The sequence below is a fragment of the Sphingomonas sp. KC8 genome, assembly GCF_002151445.1.
In the GTDB taxonomy this organism is placed as follows: domain Bacteria; phylum Pseudomonadota; class Alphaproteobacteria; order Sphingomonadales; family Sphingomonadaceae; genus Sphingomonas_E.
In genome coordinates this window covers 2,618,625-2,634,204 of record NZ_CP016306.1, presented here as the reverse complement: position 1 = coordinate 2,634,204, position 15,580 = coordinate 2,618,625, and the positions used below count along the sequence as shown (strand labels likewise).

The following is a 15,580-nucleotide window of genomic DNA, read 5'->3' as shown; positions in this document are numbered from 1 at the left end:
TCCCGGGGATCAGCGCATCCGGTGGGCGGCGCGGGCGAGTGCCAGGATTTCGGTTTCCACGACGATGGCGCCTGGCCCGCCGGAACGCATCACCAGCCGTCCGGCCTCCGCCATCCGCCCGAGCGCGGTGGCGATGGCCTGTGGGGTCCAGCGGGCGATCAGCCGGGCCATCTTGTCCTTGTCTTTCCAGAACACGGCGCGCCCGGCGGGCCCGGCCATCACCGCGTCGATCGACTGGCCTTCGGCCACTTCACCGCGCAACTGGGCGAGCAGCAGCAGTTGGCGCTGGAAGGTTCGGACGATCGGTATCGCGTCGGTGCCGATGCTGAGCAGCCGGGCCAGTTCGGCATCGGCGGCGGCGATATCGCCGCTCAACGCTGCGTCGACCAGCTTGCCCAGATCGCCTTCCTCGCTGTCGGCGCCCAGCGCGTCGAGCGCGTCGTGGCCCAGTTCGCGGGGGCGATCGTCGCCAGTGTCCAGATAGGCCGCAAACTTGGCAAGTTCCTGATCGAGCACCGCGCGATCATTGCCCGCGGCCGCTGCCAGCCGGCGGGCGACATCGGGGGTAAGCGACAGGCCATGATCACGGCCGAGGGTGATCGCGAGGCGATCGGCGTCGCGCCCTTCCGGGGCATAGCTGGCGAAGGCCATTGCCGCGTCGCTTGCCGTTGCCAGCTTGAGCAGCTTGGCATCCTTGCGCAATGTGCCTGCCACCGCGATCACTGGGTTGCCGGCCTGGGGCAGCGCCAGCAGCGCGTCCACCGCGTCGAGTATCTCGTCGCCCGCCGGATCGATCAGAATGTAGCGCGGACCGCCGAACAGGGCGATTGCCGCCGCTTCGTCGGCCAGCAAGGCCGGGTCGGCCTTGAGCGTGCCGCCGGCCAGCTCCACCTTTTCGGCGTCGGTCCCCAGCGGTTTGGCGATCCGTCTGGCCAGCGCGCGCGAGGCCGATTCATCGGGACCATGCAGTAGATAGAAACGGATGGCTGGATCGGCGCGGTCGAGCGCCTGTTCGATCTGCCGGAGGTTGGCCTTCATTGCTCCGGCGCGGTGCGCTTGGCGTAGAGCGCGAGCCGGGTGACGATCTGGTCGGCGATATCCTGCGCCAGCCGTTCCAGCGCGGTCTGTTCGGCCGCGATCGTGGCATATTCGGATCCGACGACATCGATGCCGGCGTCCGACCCCGCCGTCGCATCGACCACCACGGTGGTGCCTTCGACCAGCTTGTAGCGGGCACGCAGCGTCCGCCGTTCGCGCGTCACCGCATTGTCGGTGCGCACGCCGAAGCCGGTGAGCTGATCGTCGAGTACCACTTCCAGCCGGTAGCGCTTTTCGCCGGGGCCGCTGGCGACCAGCCGGTCGTTGATGGCGTTGCGCACCAGCCAGCCGGCCTGCCCGTCGATCGGGGCCACCTCGACACCGCTGAGCGATCGCGCCACCGTCCCGCTGCTGCCACCGCTATACAGCGGTTGCAGGCCGCAGCCCGAAAGCGCGACCGCGCCCAGCAACAGCGCAGGCAGCGCGCGGATCATGCGACGAGGTTCACGAGGCGGTCGGGCACGACAATCACCTTCTTCGGGGTCTTGCCTTCGAGCAGGCGGAGCACCTTGTCCGATCCCAGCGCCAATGCTTCCAAGGTTGGCTTGTCGGTGCCCTTGGGCGCTGTCAGCGTGTCGCGCAGCTTGCCGTTGATCTGGATCGCGATCGTCACCTCATCGTCCACCAGCAGCGCCGGATCGGCATCGGGCCAGGCGGCATCGGCCACCAGCCCCGCTTCGCCGATCAGCGCCCAGGCCTCTTCGGCCAGGTGCGGCACCATCGGCGCCACCAGCCGGACGATCATGCGGACGGCGGTATCGCGTGAAGCGGATGCCGGCGCCTTTTCGATCGCATTGGCCAGTTCATACAGCTTGGCGACGGCCTTGTTGAACGACAGCGCCTCGATATCTTCGGCGATGCCGGCGATCGCGCGATGGAGCTTGCGGTCGAGATCCTTGTCTTCGCCGGTGGCCCCGGCCAGGCTGCCGGCAAGCCGCCACAGCCGCTGGACGAAGCGCCACGCGCCTTCGATCCCCGCCTCGCTCCACGCCAGATCGCGTTCGGGCGGGCTGTCCGACAGCATGAACCAGCGCACCGCGTCCGCGCCATATTGGTCGACGATCGGTCCCGGATCGACGACATTCTTCTTGGACTTGGACATCTTTTCGATCCGGCCGAGCGTTACCGCCTCACCCGTCTCGACAGTCACCAACACCCCGTCCCTGGTTTCCACATCCTCGGGCGCGAGCCAGCGGCCGTCGGGCGCCTTGTACGTCTCGTGCGTCACCATCCCTTGGGTGAATAGCCCGGTGAAGGGTTCCGCCACGCCGATCTGGCCGATCCGCTGCAGCGCGCGCGTCCAGAAGCGCGAATAGAGCAGATGGAGGATCGCATGTTCGACCCCGCCAATATACTGCCCCACCGGCAGCCATTGTTCGGCCACTGCCCGATCGAACGGCTTGTCCTTGGGTTGGCTGGCGAAGCGGATGAAATACCAGGACGAATTGATGAAGGTGTCGAGCGTGTCGGTTTCGCGCCGGGCATCCGCGCCGCAGCTTGGGCAGGCGACATGCTTCCAGGTCGGATGGCGATCGAGCGGGTTGCCGGGGACGTCGAACGTCACGTCTTCGGGCAGCACCACCGGCAACTGATCCTTGGGCACCGCAACCGGGCCGCAGGCGTCGCAATGGATGATCGGGATCGGCGTGCCCCAGTAACGCTGGCGCGAAACGCCCCAGTCGCGCAGGCGCCATACGGTGGTGCCCGTGCCCCAATTCTCGCTTTCGGCCCGTGCGATCACCGCCGCCTTGGCGTCATCCACGCTCATCCCGTCCAGGAAGCGCGAATTTACCAGCTTGCCCGGCCCGGTATAGGCTTCGTCCTGGATCGCAACCGATGCGTCCTCGGGCGAGGGGGCGACGACCCGTTCCACCGGCAGCGCATATTTGCGCGCGAAATCCAGATCGCGCTGGTCGTGTGCGGGGCAGCCGAACACCGCGCCGGTGCCATAATCCATCAGCACGAAGTTCGCGACGAACAGCGGCAGCTTCCACGTGGGATCGAGCGGATGGACCACCGACAGGCCGGTATCATAGCCCTTCTTCTCGGCCGTTTCGATTTCGGCGGCGGCGGTGCCGGTCTTGCGGCAATCGTCGGCGAAGGCGTGGAGTTGCGCATCCTGCGCGGCCAGCGCCAGCGCGATCGGATGGTCGACCGAAATCGCCGCAAAGCTCGCGCCGAACATCGTATCGGGCCGCGTGGTGAACACGTCGAAGCTCGTATGGCCTGCCGCGGGCGCATCCAGCTGGAAGGTGAAGCGCATGCCCTGGCTTTTGCCGATCCAGTTTTCCTGCATTAGCCGCACCTTTTCGGGCCACTGGTCGAGGGTCGCGAGACCATCGAGCAACTCGTCGGCGAAATCGGTGATCTTCAGGAACCACTGGCTGAGCTTGCGCCGTTCAACCAGCGCGCCGGAACGCCAGCCGCGTCCGTCGATCACCTGTTCGTTGGCCAGCACGGTCATGTCGACCGGATCCCAGTTGACCGCCGATTCCTTGCGATAAACCAGGCCCGCCGCATACAGATCGAGGAACAGCGCCTGTTCGTGGCCGTAATAATCGGGTTCGCAGGTCGCGAGTTCGCGGCTCCAGTCGAGCGCGAAACCAAGGCGCTTCAGCTGCGCCTTCATTGCCGCGATATTGTCGCGGGTCCATGCGCCGGGGTGGACCTTCTTTTCCATCGCGGCATTTTCGGCGGGCATGCCGAACGCGTCCCAGCCCATCGGGTGGAGCACTTCATGCCCGGTCATCCGCCGGAACCGGGCGAGCACGTCGCCCATCGTATAGTTGCGCACATGGCCCATGTGGATGCGCCCCGATGGATAGGGGAACATTTCCAGCACATAGCTTTTGGGCTTGGGCGAAGCATCGTCGGCGCGGAAAGTCTCGCGCTCGTCCCATACCGCCTGCCAGCGCGTATCCGCGGCCTGCGGGTTAAACCGCGTTGTCATGATAATCTACTTCAGCCGACGGCGTTGCGGCGCAGATCGCGCGCCTTGGTGAGGATGATTTCTTCGAGCTTCTGCACCGTTGCCGCCTGCACCGGGGCATCGGCCCACTGGCCGTTCTGCATCAGCTGGCGCGATGCGGCGACGCGCAGCGCATCGGCCCGCAGGTCCTGATCGAGGATGGTCACCGTCACCTTCATCCGTTCGTTCGGCACGGCCGGATTGACGTACCAGTCGGTGACGAGCACGCCGCCGTTCGAATCCGCCTGCGCCATCGGCATGAACGACAGCGTGTCTAGGGCTGCACGCCACAGATAGGCGTTGACGCCGATCGTGGTGACGCGTGACGCGGCGAGGTCCGCCTTGGGCCGCTCCTTGCCGCCGCCACAGGCGGACAAAGCCGTCAGCGCGATGAGCGCGGCGGCCAAAGCGGTCTTTGAAACGGACGAGCGAGCCATGAAACGATCCTCGGAACTGATATTCCCGGCCGTTATAGATGCTCCGGCCCGCCCCGCAAGCGCGCAAGCAGCGCGCGAATGTCTTGGCTCTTGCGTCAGGGCTGGGGTGACAAATGGATAGGATGGGCCGCGTCGATACGCGCGATTGTGGAAATAGTGCAACAGCAGGTGGAAATTCGCGGATGACCAGTGGAACCATCGGCCGCGTTCATGTTAGGCGCAGATAACAGGGAGAAGAATGTCGTCATGATCGCGAGTCGAAAAGCTGCTGGATGGGCGGGGGTTGCAGTTGCAGCCTGCGCTCTCGCGCTTTCGCCTGCGATTTCCGCGTCGGTGAAGCCCGCGAAACAGCGCGCCCCGGCCATATCCTTGAGCGCGCCGGGCAGTCTCGGCTCGTTCACCCCCGCCGCTGCGAATCCGCGGATGTCCGCCGCCTTCAGTGGTGCGGGCGTCAGTGGTGGTGGCAGCGGTTTCCGCTTTACCCCGGCATCGTCCGGCGGCAGCCGGCGTGGCGTCACCGTCGCCGTGCGCGCCCGCGCGTCGACGAAGGAAGAAGCGCAGCGGATCGTGTCCGCGCCATCGTCGGGGCTGACCCCCACCGCTTACAATCTTGGTGTTGCTGTCGGCTGGAAGCGGTTCGCGCTCACCGGCGAAGTGGCCCGGGTCGATGGTGGCGTGCTGCCCGGCCGGGAAGCGGTCGATGTCGGCGTCAGCTATATCGCGCCGAAGTGGAGCACCAAGTTCCAGATCGGCGCCGATCGCCCGATCGATCTGCGCTCGCGCCTGATCGGCGAAGAAGAAGTCGTTTCGGCTGATCTCAGCGGCTCCTATGCGCTCACCCGCAATCTCGATGTGACGGGCGGCATTCGCTATCGTCTCCAGCGCGATCGGACGATGACGCCGCTCGACGATGAGCGCCGCGACAGCCAGGCGGTTTATGTGGGCACCGCCTTCCGCTTCTGATCGGGCTGCCGGCTGCGCGGGTTCGTGCGGCTGATTCACACGACCATGGGCAGTTAGCTGCTCCCGATGCGATCACACACTATTGTCATCCCCGCGCAGGCGGGGATCCATTGTGTCGGGAGTTTGCATGTCCATCGAACCGGTCGCCGTCCAACCCCTCCCTTGAAGAGGAGGAACTCCAGTCGGTCCAGGACGCGCGGACAAGTCCACATGCGGGACAAGCGTCCGCTTTCGGCGAGAGTCTCGTTCCCGCAGAATGGCTGAAACGTCGGGGGGATGTCCACGCGTCCCAAAAATGCAGGCGCCGCACTGGGACAATTGGTCCGCTGCCGCACTCCACTGGCCCCCGCTATGGGGCTCTCCTTGAAGGAGGCCAGTCATTTGCGAGCTCAAGTCGCAGCATGCCTACTGTTCGCAACCATCCTCACTGGCTGCGGGGACGACAGACATGATGAGCGCCTGCGTGCGGCTGGCCCCAATCCTACGCTTGAGGCGCTGTTGAAAGTTGCCGATGTGGACGCCGGCGCCCGCAAATTTGGCCGTTGCGCGGCTTGCCACACGATTGGCAAGGGCGGGCCGGACACCGGTGGCCCCAATCTTTACGGGGTGTTTGGGCAGGCGCTGGGCCAGCATCGCCCGCGTTATGGCTATACGGTGGCGCTGAGCACGGCCGGGGGCAGATGGGATGCCCAAACGCTCGACGCCTGGATCGCCAATCCGCAAAAACTGGTAGCTGGCACCAAGATGCAGGTTGCCGGGATGGTTGATCCGCTCGATCGCGCCGATATCATCGCCTATTTACGCAGCCAGTCTGATTGAATTGGGCTGGAATCGGTGTGGAGTCGCCGGCCCAAACCTGCCTTGACCAAAGCTGGCTTGAATCGCATCGGCCCCTAGAAAGCGTCGATCCCGGCCCAGCCATCGGCGCCCAGCGCCTTCAGCCGTCTGGCACGGGACGGATTCATCCCGCCCAGCGCGATTATTCGCGTGCCGGCACCCCGCGCCAGCAACCCGAATCGCACCACGCCCAGCGGGGCTGCCCCCGGATGGGATCGCGTCGCAAACGCCGGCGATACGAAGATCGCATCCGCCCCGGTGCGGATCGCGGCGGTCCGTTCGCGCATTCCATGCACCGGGGCGGTGCGCAGCAGCGGGCGGGCGACGCGGCGGTGGGGGGATCGGCCATGCGCGCCGTCGGCTCGCCACGCGATCGCCAAAGCCGGTGGCCCCGCCAGCACCAGCACCAGCCGCCGCGCACGGGCGATTGTGCGAACCCGATCGTACAAGGCGCGTCGGGCGGGATGGCCGTAATGGCGAAAGACGATGCCGGTGCCGGCGGGCAATCGCGCTAGGGCGCTCCACAGCGCATCGCCCATCCGGGGGTCGGTCATCAACCAAAGGCGCGGGCAAGGCTGGCGGTGGATCATGTCGCTGCCTATAGCAGCGACCATGGTTCCGCACGAAGACCCCATCGCCGAAGACGATCTTCCCCCACTCGACGCGGTTCGCGCCCGGATTGCGCGCGCCGCCGAACGTGCCGGCCGCAAGGCGGCCGCCGTCGAACTGATCGCCATTTCCAAAACCCAGCCGGTGGATGCAATCACGCCGCTGATCGCTGCCGGCCATTTGAGCTTCGGCGAAAACCGCGTGCAGGAGGCGCAAGGCAAATGGCCCGCGCTCAAGGCTGCGACGCCGGGGCTACGTCTGCATCATGTAGGTCAACTCCAGTCGAACAAGGCGGAGGATGCGGTGCGCCTGTTCGATGTGATTCATGGGGTTGATCGCCCGTCATTGGTGGCTGCCCTCACTGCGGCGATGGCCCGTGTCGGCCGCCGCCCGGATTGTTTCATCCAGGTCAATATCGGGGATGAGGATCAGAAAGGCGGTTGCGCGATCGCCGATCTGCCGGCGTTGCTGGCGGCGGCGCGGGGGGGCGATCTGCCGGTCATCGGCCTGATGGCGGTGCCGCCGGCGGATACCGAAGCCGCGCCTTATTTCGCGCTGCTGGCCAAGCTGGCGCGTGATAACGGCCTGTCTGGCCTCAGCATCGGCATGTCGGGCGATTATGAAACCGCGGTGATGCTGGGCGCGACGCATGTCCGGGTCGGCACCGCGCTGTTCGGCGCGCGGGCAGGCTGAAGCCGGGCCGCTTATGGTGCCCGGTGGCCTTGAGGCGGTTTTCCTCGAAAATCGCGATCGGCTGCTCCGCTTTCTGGCCGCGCATGGCGCGGGGGAAGCGGCGGAGGATCTGTTGCAGGAATTATGGCTGCGCGTGTCGGATGTGCCGGCGGGGCCGGTGGGTCAGCCGCTCGCTTATCTGTATCGCGCGGCCAACAACCTGATGGTCGACCGGCATCGCACGGCGCGCACCACCGAACGGCGTGATCGCGAATGGAGCGAGGTGTCGGGGGGCACGATCGTCGGCGTGTCGGATGCGCCAGCCAGCGACCGGGCGTTGATCGCACGCCAGCAATTGCAGCGGGCGCAGGCGGCGCTGGCCGATCTTGGTGCGCGCGTCGAAACCGCGTTTCGCCGCCACCGTATCGATGGTGTTCCCCAGCGCGAGATCGCGGTTGAACTGGGCGTCAGCCTGTCGACGGTGGAAGCCGATTTGCGCCGCGCTTATCGTGCGATGATCGATCTCAAGGGCCAGTTCGATGCGGAATGAAAGCGTGTTGAGGCTGGCGCGGTGCGACTCCGTCATGGAATCGTGGTGATGACCGACGAAACCCGAATCCGCGCCGACGCGCTCGACTGGCTGGTTCGCCAGCGCGATCCCGCGTTCGTCGAATGGGAGGCGTTCGCCGACTGGCTCGAAGCTGATCCTGCGCGTGCTGCCATCTATCAGGCGATGGCGGCGGATGATGCTGACATGGCCGATCTGATCGCCGTGTCGCCGCCACCCGCGCCGATCCGGTCGGCGTCTGTCACCCGGCGACGTTTCGGCGGCTGGATCGGGGGGGCGGTGGCCGCTTCGCTGGTCGCGGCGACCGGTTATACGCTGCTGCCTGCGCGCGCTGATCCCTACAGCATCGCGACGATGCCGGGCGAACGCCGCACGATCACATTGGCGGATGGCAGCCGGATCGACATCAACGGCGCGACCCGCATCACTCTCGATCGCCGCAACCCCCGTCTGGCCACGCTCGATGCCGGCGAGGCGCTGTTCACCGTCGTCCATGATGATCGCCGGCCGTTCATCGTCCACGCCGCCGGCGCCGAATTGCGCGATATCGGCACCATATTCAATGTCGTCAGCGAAGGCGGCAATCTGTCGCTCGGCGTGGCGGAAGGGGCGGTGGTCTATAATCCGAAGCGCGAAGCGGTGGCGGTTGGCGCCGGGCAAACGCTGCGGGTGCGCGCGGATGATCCGGTCATCACGCGCGGCAGCGCCGATCCGGGAGCGATGACGGCATGGCGTCAGAACCGGCTGGTTTACGATGGCGCGCCGCTGGGTCTGGTTGCTGCCGATATCCGTCGCAACCTCGGCCTGGCGGTTGATGCGTCGCCGGAGGTGGCGGCGCGCCCGTTCCGCGGCGTGATCATGCTCGATCGTGAGACGGATCGTTTCCTCGCCCGCCTGGGCCCATTGCTCGACGTTACAGTCGAGCGCGGGCAGCAGGGATGGATTCTCGCCGCCAAGGCCCGGTGATCCGCCCTGTCCTCCTGTGCGCGCCGCTTGCGGCGCTGATCACTTCGGCGCCGGCGATGGCGGCACCGGCGTTGCCGATCGCGTTGCCTGCCGGACGTCTGGGCGATGCCGTGGCGCTGCTGGCCACGCAGGCCGGCCTGTCCGTCAGCGTTCCCGATGCGCGCTTGTGGGCGCGGCGGGTGCCGGCCTTGCGTGGCCACATGCCCGCGCGTGACGCGCTGGCGCGGCTGGCGCGATCGGCGGGCGGCAGCGCCGAACCGCTGGCAGGCGGCGGCTGGCGCATCGTCGGGCAGGGGCGGCCAAAGCCGGCGCCGCTCGTCGCCTCGGCGGCCCCCGCGATCGCGGCCGGCGACGATATCGTCGTCACCGCCACCAAGCGCGAGGTTCGGCTGGGCGAATATCCCGGTACCGTGGTGGTGCTCGACGGGCGTGATCTGGCCTTTGGCGGGGAAGGCGGCACCGATGCGATTCTGGCGCGGCTGGCTAGCCTGTCGTCCACGCATCTGGGGGCCGGGCGCAACAAGCTGTTCATCCGCGGCATCGCCGATTCCAGCTTCACCGGGCCGACGCAGGCCACTGTCGGCCAATATTTCGGCGATGTCCGGCTGAGCTACAATGCGCCGGATCCCGATCTGAAGCTGTATGACATCGCGTCGATCGAGGTGCTCGAAGGGCCGAACGGCACGCTCTATGGGGCGGGGTCGCTGGGGGGCATTATCCGCGTCATCCGCAATCCGCCACGTCTGGGGGTGATCGAAGGCGGTGCGTCGGTTGGCGCCAGCGTCACCCAGCATGGCGATCCGGGTGCGGATGTGGGCGCGATGCTCAACCTGCCGGTCGCGGGCGATGCGGTGGCGCTGCGCGTTGTCGGCTACGGTCTCAGCGAAGGCGGCTATATCGATAATCCGGCCCTGGGGCGCAACGATGTCAATCGCACGCGCACCTGGGGCGGTCGGGCGACGGTGCGGATGGCGCCGGGTGATGGCTGGGTGATCGATCTGGGCGGCACCGTGCAGCGGATCGATGGTGACGATAGCCAATATGCCGATCGCGATGGCCCCCGTCTCAGCCGATCCAGCCTGATCGATCAGGGGTTCACCGGCCGCTATGCGCTGGGTGATCTCGTCATCGCCAAGGCGTGGGATGATGTGCGCTTCGTTTCGTCGACGGGCATTGCGCACCAGCGGATCGACGAACGCTTCGACGCGACGATTCCGGCCGGCCTGCCGGCGAACGATGCTTCGGCGAATCGGCAATGGCCATTGCTGACGATGGCGCCGGTGGGGATGCCCAGCGTCTTCACGCAGAAAAACGACACGCATTTCTTTTCCACCGAAAGCCGCCTGTCGCGGCCGATGCGCGACGGGTTCGGCTGGGTGGTGGGAGCCAGCTATCTCCACAATCGCGCGCGACTGGCCCGTTCGCTGGGGCCGGATGGCATGCCGCTGCCGCTGACCGGCGTCACCAACCGGATCGACGAATATACCGGCTATGGCGAAGCCAGCATCAGCCTGATGCGCGGGCTGACGTTCACCGCCGGGGGGCGGCTCACTTATTCGCGCCTGTTGGGTGAGGGGCAGTCCGTTGCGCCCGACTTTGCCGATGCCAATGTCCGGCTGCGCGCGCGGCGCGGCGAAACCAATGTCATGCCGTCGCTGGCGCTGGCCGCGACGATGCTGCCCGATCTGATCCTGTTCACCCGCTATCAGGAAGGGTTCCGGCCGGGGGGACTGGCGATCGAGGATCAGGGTGTCCGCCGTTTCCGCAAGGATCATATCGCCACATGGGAAACGGGTCTGCGCTATGGCGCGCCCGGCCGGGGGCCATTCCATGTCGCTGCTACCTTCTCCTACGCACGCTGGAACGATATTCAGGCCGACTTCATTGATTCCGCCGGCCTGCCGACCACCGCCAATATCGGCGACGGCCGCATCTATTCGCTGGCCGCGAATGCCGGCTGGCGGCCTTTGCCGGGGCTGGGGATCGATGGGGCGTTCGTGTTGAACGACAGCAAGGTGAGCGATCCGGTGCCCTTGCTGGCGGCGGCTCGCCTGTCGCAACTGCCCAATGTCGCGCAATTTTCCGCGCGTGGCGGCATCGATTATCGCGCCCTGATCACGGATGATCTGGATCTCAGGCTGATGGCCAATCTGCGCTATGTCGGCCGGTCGCGGCTGGGGGTCGGGCCGGTCCTTGGCGAAGCGCAGGGGGATTATCTCGATACGTCGCTCAGCATCCGGATCGGCCGGCCCGAACTGGGCGTCACCCTGGCGGCGACCAATCTGGCCGATGCCGTCGGCAACCGTTTCGCGCTGGGCACCCCGTTCCTGATGAACCGGGTTGATCAGATCACCCCGTTGCGCCCGCGCACGCTGCGTCTGGGGCTCGACGCGCGCTTCTGAAATCCGCCACCCGAAAAATTTCCGCTGCCGCCAAGGCTGCCTGCGTTCGGCCCCGTCAAGCATCATGACGGCCGATCCCCGTGCCTGTCGTCCAACAGGCGCCGGGGGCAGGCCGCATCGCGAAAGGGAAAGAACTTCGATGCGAAGCCTGTTTGCCACGACCTGCCTGACGCCGCTGCTGCTGGCCGCCCCGCTTCATGCCGAAACCACGGTTACCGACAAGCGTACCGCCGGGATCGCCACTTCGACGATCAAGAATGGCGCGGCGGATGCGATCAGGATCACCAGCGCCGGTTCGATCGAACCCACGGCCAGCGGGGCCGGCGTCACGGTCGACAGCGCCCATGCGGTCACCAACGAAGGCGCGATCAAGTTCAGCAATGTCAGCAACGCCACCGGCATTCTGGTCAATGCCGGGCTGGCCACCACGATCACCAACAGCGCCACGATCAGCCTTGTAGAAACCTATGAGCCGGTCGACACGGACAAGGATGGTGATCTGGATGGGCCGCTGGCGCAGGGCAGCAACCGGTTCGGCATCCGCACGGCGGGCGCGATGACAGGCAACATCGTCAATACCGGCGCGATCGCCATCGAAGGCAATGATTCGGGCGGCATCGTCCTGGGCGGCCCGCTGGCCGGATCGCTCAACAGCAGCGGCACGATCGAAGTCATCGGGGATCGCGGCTACGGCGTGCGCACTGGCGATGTCAGCGGGAATGTGAAGCTGAGCGGCGGGATCGGCGCGCGCGGGCAGGGGTCCGTTGGTGCGGCGATCGACGGCAATGTCGGCGGCGCGCTGGTGATCCAGGGCGGCATCAGCGCGACCGGCTATCGCAGCACGTCGGTGACCGATCCCAGCAAGCTCGACGCCGATGATCTGTTGCAGGGCGGGCCGGCGTTGCGCGTGGCGGGCAATGTCGCCGGCGGCATCATTTTCGAGGTGCCACCCAAGGATACCAAGCCCGACGACAAGGACGAAGACAAGGACGGCATCGAAGATTCGAAGGAAGGTTCGGCGGCCGTTGCGTCTTACGGGTCGGCGGCGGCGGTCGAAATCGGTTCGGCCGGGCAGGATGTCACCATTGGTGCGGTGGCGGGCAATGCCAATGGCCATGGTCTCGTCATCAATGGCGCGGTCACCGGCAACGGCGTTTTCGCCGGGGTCGCGGGCAATGGCCTCGTGGTTGGTGGGCAGGGCAGGGCCGTCACCATCGCCGGCGGGATGACGGTGGGCGGCAGCGTCACGGCGACGGGCGTCGGCGCAGGGTCCAGCGCGACCGCCATGCGCATCGGCAGCGGTGCCACCGTTGCGGAAATCCGCAACAGCGGCACGATCGGCGCGGCCGCCGGAACCGGGGCGACGGCGCAGGCCACGGCGATCCGCATCGATGCCGGCGCAAATGTCACCACCATCCGCAATAGTGGGCAGATCAAGGCCGCCGTTGGCGCCGCCGAAGGCACGGCCACGGCGATCGTCGACAAAGCGGGCACGGTAACGCTGATCGAGAATAGCGGCGGGATTCAGGCTTCGGGCGCCGCCGCCGATTCCGCTCGCAATGTCGCGATCGATCTTACCGCCAACAGCGGCGGCGCGACGATCAGGCAATTGGTGGCGGCGCAGGGTGCGGCCGCTCCGGTGATTCAGGGCGATATCCTGTTCGGTTCGGGCGGCGATACGCTCGACATTGCCGATGGTGGCGTGTCCGGCACCACGCGCTTCGGCGCGGGCAACAACAGCCTCAGGCTTTCGGGGGACGCGGCCTATCTCGGCCAGGCGCAGTTCGGCGCTGGCAATGACGTCATGGCGCTGTCGGGTACTTCGGTGTTCAGCGGCACCGCCGATTTCGGCGGCGGCGCCGACAGCCTCACGCTGGCCGATACCGCACGTTTTTCCGGCACGCTGGCCGGCACGCAGGGGCTGGCGCTCAGCGTTGCGGGTGGCACGCTCGACATCGCCAATGGCGGCACGGTTTCGCTGGCCTCGCTGTCGGTGGGGGCAACCGGCGCGATCCGCGTCAACATCAATGGCGCAACCGATAGCGCCACGCTTTATCAGGTCGCGGGCGATGCCAGTTTCACCGCCGGATCGAAGGTGATCGTCAAGCTCGCCAATGTTTCGGATTCCGAAGGCGTCTATACCATCATCCGCGCGGGCGGCCTGACCGGTGGGTCCAACCTCACCGCATCGAATGCCGCGCTGCCCTTCCTGTTCAAAAGCGCAGTGGTCGCCGGGGCCAATGCCGGCGAACTCGCGATCGATATCAAGCGCAAGACGGCGACCGAACTGGGCCTCAATACGTCACAGGGCGCGGCCTATGGCGCGATTTTCGGCGTGATCGACAAGGATGCGAAGATGGCGGGTGCCATCCTCGATATCGGCGATGGCGATCGGTTCCGCCGTCAGGTGCAGCAGATGTTGCCCGATCATGCCGGCGGGACCTTCGAAGCGGTGACATCGGGTTCGCGTGCCACCGCGCGGATGCTGGCGGATCCGCGCGCGCCGTTTTCGGATCAGGGGCGCTGGGGTTTCTGGCTTCAGCAGGTCGCGTGGGGGACGTCGAAAAGCCTGGGCAGCACGGCGGCCTACGACATCACCGGCTGGGGGTTGAGCGGCGGCGCGGAGGCCAAGACCGAGACGATCGGTAATTTCGGTCTCTCGCTCGCTTATCTGTACGGCAAGGATGCGGACGGTGGCACCGACAATGAAGTCCAGTCCAACCAGTTCGAACTGGCGGGGTATTGGCGGGCGGATTTCGGGGCGCTCCACACCTTTGCCCGTGCATCGGGCGCGCGCATCACATTCAAGGGACAGCGCCATTTCGACGGCCAGATCGGCAACGAAAACGTCACCCGCAATACGCGGGGCAAATGGAATGGCACGCTGGTTTCCGCGGCGGGCGGCGCTTCCTACGAAGCGCGCGTCGGCCGGATCAGCCTGCGCCCTGCCGCGTCTGTCGATTATTATCGTTTGAAAGAAAAGGGTTACAGCGAAAATGGCGGCGGTGCCGCGTTCGATCTGATTGTTGGAAACCGCACCAGCGACGAACTGGCCGCCAACGCCACCCTCGCAATCGGTCTCAATTTTGGTGACAACAAGGGCGAATCCGGCTGGTTCCGCACCGAAGTCGAAGGTGGCCGCCGCCAGATCATCGGTGGCAGTCTCGGCCAGACGACGGCGCGCTTTGCCGGCGGGCAGGCGTTCACGCTCACGCCGGAAGATCGCACCAATGGATGGGTCGGGCGCCTGCGTTTGCTCGGTGGCAATGCGGGCTTCACCGCCGGCGGTGAATTCAGCGCCGAAGAACAGCAGGGCCATGCTTCGGTCGCGTTCCGCGCATCGATCAATCTGGGCTTCTAGGTCAACGTCGCTTCCACAGTCCCATCCCATGGGATCCCGTCCGCCGGTTGCGTATCGCGGACGGGAGTTTATGGATGCGGCATCGTGGCGATCGTCGGATCGCTCATCCGGGAGACGAATATGGCAGGCAGCGTGAACAAGGTGATCCTCGTCGGCAATCTGGGCCGCGATCCCGAATCGCGCAGCTTCCAGAATGGCGGCAAGGTGGTGAATCTGCGCATCGCCACATCCGAAACCTGGAAGGATCGCGCCACCGGCGAACGCCGTGAAAAGACCGAATGGCATTCGGTGGCGATCTTCAACGAAGGTCTGGCGCGTACGGCCGAACAATATCTGCGCAAGGGCAGCAAGGTCTATATCGAAGGCCAGCTTCAGACGCGCAAATGGCAGGATCAGTCGGGCGCAGACAAATATTCCACCGAAATCGTGCTGCAGGGCTTCAACAGCCAGCTGGTGATGCTGGATGGGCCGGGTGGCGGCTCGGGCGGCGGCGGCCGTGGCGGTTCAGGCGCGGGCGGCAGCAGCGGCTGGGACGAAGGTGATTCCGGTTTTGGCGGTTCGGGTTCGTCGGGCATGAGCAGCGGCGGCGGTTTCGGCGGCGGTGGCGGCGGTGGCCGCTCGGGTGGCACCGGTGGCGGTGCGCGTCCATCCAATCCGTTCGACAGCGATCTCGACGACGACGTGCCGTTCTGATCCGGA

The 15,580-nt window shown here is 66.3% G+C and carries 13 protein-coding genes; 8 read left to right on the top strand and 5 right to left on the bottom strand.

Annotated elements, in window-relative coordinates; all coding sequences use genetic code 11:
- Positions 1-9: 9 nt before the first annotated feature.
- The 4 genes from holA to KC8_RS12400 are packed head-to-tail and all read right to left on the bottom strand — an operon-like array spanning position 10 to position 4,503.
- Positions 10-1,038 carry a DNA polymerase III subunit delta gene (gene holA, locus KC8_RS12415; protein WP_010123135.1) on the bottom strand — a complete coding sequence of 343 codons (1,029 nt, stop codon included), beginning with the start codon at positions 1,036-1,038 and terminating at the stop codon, positions 10-12.
- Positions 1,035-1,532 carry an LPS assembly lipoprotein LptE gene (lptE, locus tag KC8_RS12410; protein ID WP_010123136.1) on the bottom strand — a complete coding sequence of 166 codons (498 nt, stop codon included), beginning with the start codon at positions 1,530-1,532 and terminating at the stop codon, positions 1,035-1,037. The genes holA and lptE overlap by 4 nt, the downstream gene beginning before the upstream one ends.
- Entirely contained in the window at positions 1,529-4,048 is a 2,520-nt protein-coding gene (leuS, locus tag KC8_RS12405) for a leucine--tRNA ligase (RefSeq protein ID WP_010123139.1), read from the bottom strand. The genes lptE and leuS overlap by 4 nt, the downstream gene beginning before the upstream one ends.
- 11 nt (positions 4,049-4,059) lie before the next feature.
- Complete coding sequence (locus KC8_RS12400) at positions 4,060-4,503, bottom strand: DUF3576 domain-containing protein (protein WP_010123140.1); 444 nt, start codon at positions 4,501-4,503, stop codon at positions 4,060-4,062.
- A gap of 423 nt (positions 4,504-4,926) precedes the next feature.
- Here KC8_RS12400 and KC8_RS12395 point away from each other — a divergent pair, with 423 nt between their 5' ends.
- Both KC8_RS12395 and KC8_RS12390 read left to right on the top strand, forming a co-directional pair.
- Positions 4,927-5,466 (top strand): hypothetical protein, encoded by a 540-nt coding sequence (locus tag KC8_RS12395; protein WP_010123141.1) that lies wholly within the window; start codon positions 4,927-4,929, stop codon positions 5,464-5,466.
- Between the two features lie 498 nt (positions 5,467-5,964).
- On the top strand, positions 5,965-6,285 hold the full coding sequence (locus KC8_RS12390) for a c-type cytochrome (RefSeq protein ID WP_010123142.1): 321 nt from the start codon (positions 5,965-5,967) through the stop codon (positions 6,283-6,285).
- A 74-nt stretch (positions 6,286-6,359) separates the two neighbouring features.
- On the opposite strand, the gene KC8_RS12385 is transcribed toward KC8_RS12390, so the two are convergent.
- Positions 6,360-6,857 carry a thiamine phosphate synthase gene (locus KC8_RS12385; RefSeq protein ID WP_232455525.1) on the bottom strand — a complete coding sequence of 166 codons (498 nt, stop codon included), beginning with the start codon at positions 6,855-6,857 and terminating at the stop codon, positions 6,360-6,362.
- 58 nt (positions 6,858-6,915) lie between these two features.
- On the opposite strand from KC8_RS12385, the gene KC8_RS12380 reads away from it, so the two are divergent.
- The 6 genes from KC8_RS12380 (at position 6,916) to ssb (ending at position 15,574) form a co-directional block, all read left to right on the top strand.
- A complete protein-coding gene (locus KC8_RS12380) occupies positions 6,916-7,605 on the top strand; it encodes a YggS family pyridoxal phosphate-dependent enzyme (protein WP_010123144.1) in 690 nt (229 codons plus the stop codon).
- A gap of 13 nt (positions 7,606-7,618) precedes the next feature.
- Positions 7,619-8,134, top strand: a complete 516-nt coding sequence (locus tag KC8_RS12375; RefSeq protein ID WP_029624215.1) for an RNA polymerase sigma factor — start codon at positions 7,619-7,621, stop codon at positions 8,132-8,134.
- Positions 8,135-8,182: 48 nt separating this feature from the next.
- A complete protein-coding gene (locus KC8_RS12370) occupies positions 8,183-9,118 on the top strand; it encodes a FecR family protein (protein ID WP_010123147.1) in 936 nt (311 codons plus the stop codon).
- Complete coding sequence (locus KC8_RS12365) at positions 9,091-11,520, top strand: TonB-dependent receptor domain-containing protein (RefSeq protein ID WP_086495567.1); 2,430 nt, start codon at positions 9,091-9,093, stop codon at positions 11,518-11,520. The genes KC8_RS12370 and KC8_RS12365 overlap by 28 nt, the downstream gene beginning before the upstream one ends.
- Positions 11,521-11,659: 139 nt before the next feature.
- Positions 11,660-14,881: an autotransporter outer membrane beta-barrel domain-containing protein gene (locus KC8_RS12360; RefSeq protein ID WP_010123150.1), complete on the top strand. Its 3,222-nt coding sequence runs from the start codon at positions 11,660-11,662 to the stop codon at positions 14,879-14,881.
- Between the two features lie 120 nt (positions 14,882-15,001).
- Positions 15,002-15,574, top strand: coding sequence for a single-stranded DNA-binding protein (gene ssb / locus KC8_RS12355; RefSeq protein WP_029624217.1), 573 nt, complete (start codon positions 15,002-15,004; stop codon positions 15,572-15,574).
- Positions 15,575-15,580: the final 6 nt, after the last annotated feature.

Coding starts and splice junctions, on each gene's coding strand:
- KC8_RS12380 (WP_010123144.1), top strand. CDS start 6,916: ATGGTTCCGCACGAAGACCCCATCGCCGAAGACGATCTTCCCCCACTC.
- KC8_RS12400 (WP_010123140.1), bottom strand. CDS start 4,503: ATGGCTCGCTCGTCCGTTTCAAAGACCGCTTTGGCCGCCGCGCTCATC.
- KC8_RS12375 (WP_029624215.1), top strand. CDS start 7,619: ATGGTGCCCGGTGGCCTTGAGGCGGTTTTCCTCGAAAATCGCGATCGG.
- lptE (WP_010123136.1), bottom strand. CDS start 1,532: ATGATCCGCGCGCTGCCTGCGCTGTTGCTGGGCGCGGTCGCGCTTTCG.
- KC8_RS12395 (WP_010123141.1), top strand. CDS start 4,927: ATGTCCGCCGCCTTCAGTGGTGCGGGCGTCAGTGGTGGTGGCAGCGGT.
- KC8_RS12385 (WP_232455525.1), bottom strand. CDS start 6,857: ATGACCGACCCCCGGATGGGCGATGCGCTGTGGAGCGCCCTAGCGCGA.
- KC8_RS12365 (WP_086495567.1), top strand. CDS start 9,091: ATGGATTCTCGCCGCCAAGGCCCGGTGATCCGCCCTGTCCTCCTGTGC.
- KC8_RS12370 (WP_010123147.1), top strand. CDS start 8,183: ATGACCGACGAAACCCGAATCCGCGCCGACGCGCTCGACTGGCTGGTT.
- ssb (WP_029624217.1), top strand. CDS start 15,002: ATGGCAGGCAGCGTGAACAAGGTGATCCTCGTCGGCAATCTGGGCCGC.
- KC8_RS12360 (WP_010123150.1), top strand. CDS start 11,660: ATGCGAAGCCTGTTTGCCACGACCTGCCTGACGCCGCTGCTGCTGGCC.
- holA (WP_010123135.1), bottom strand. CDS start 1,038: ATGAAGGCCAACCTCCGGCAGATCGAACAGGCGCTCGACCGCGCCGAT.
- leuS (WP_010123139.1), bottom strand. CDS start 4,048: ATGACAACGCGGTTTAACCCGCAGGCCGCGGATACGCGCTGGCAGGCG.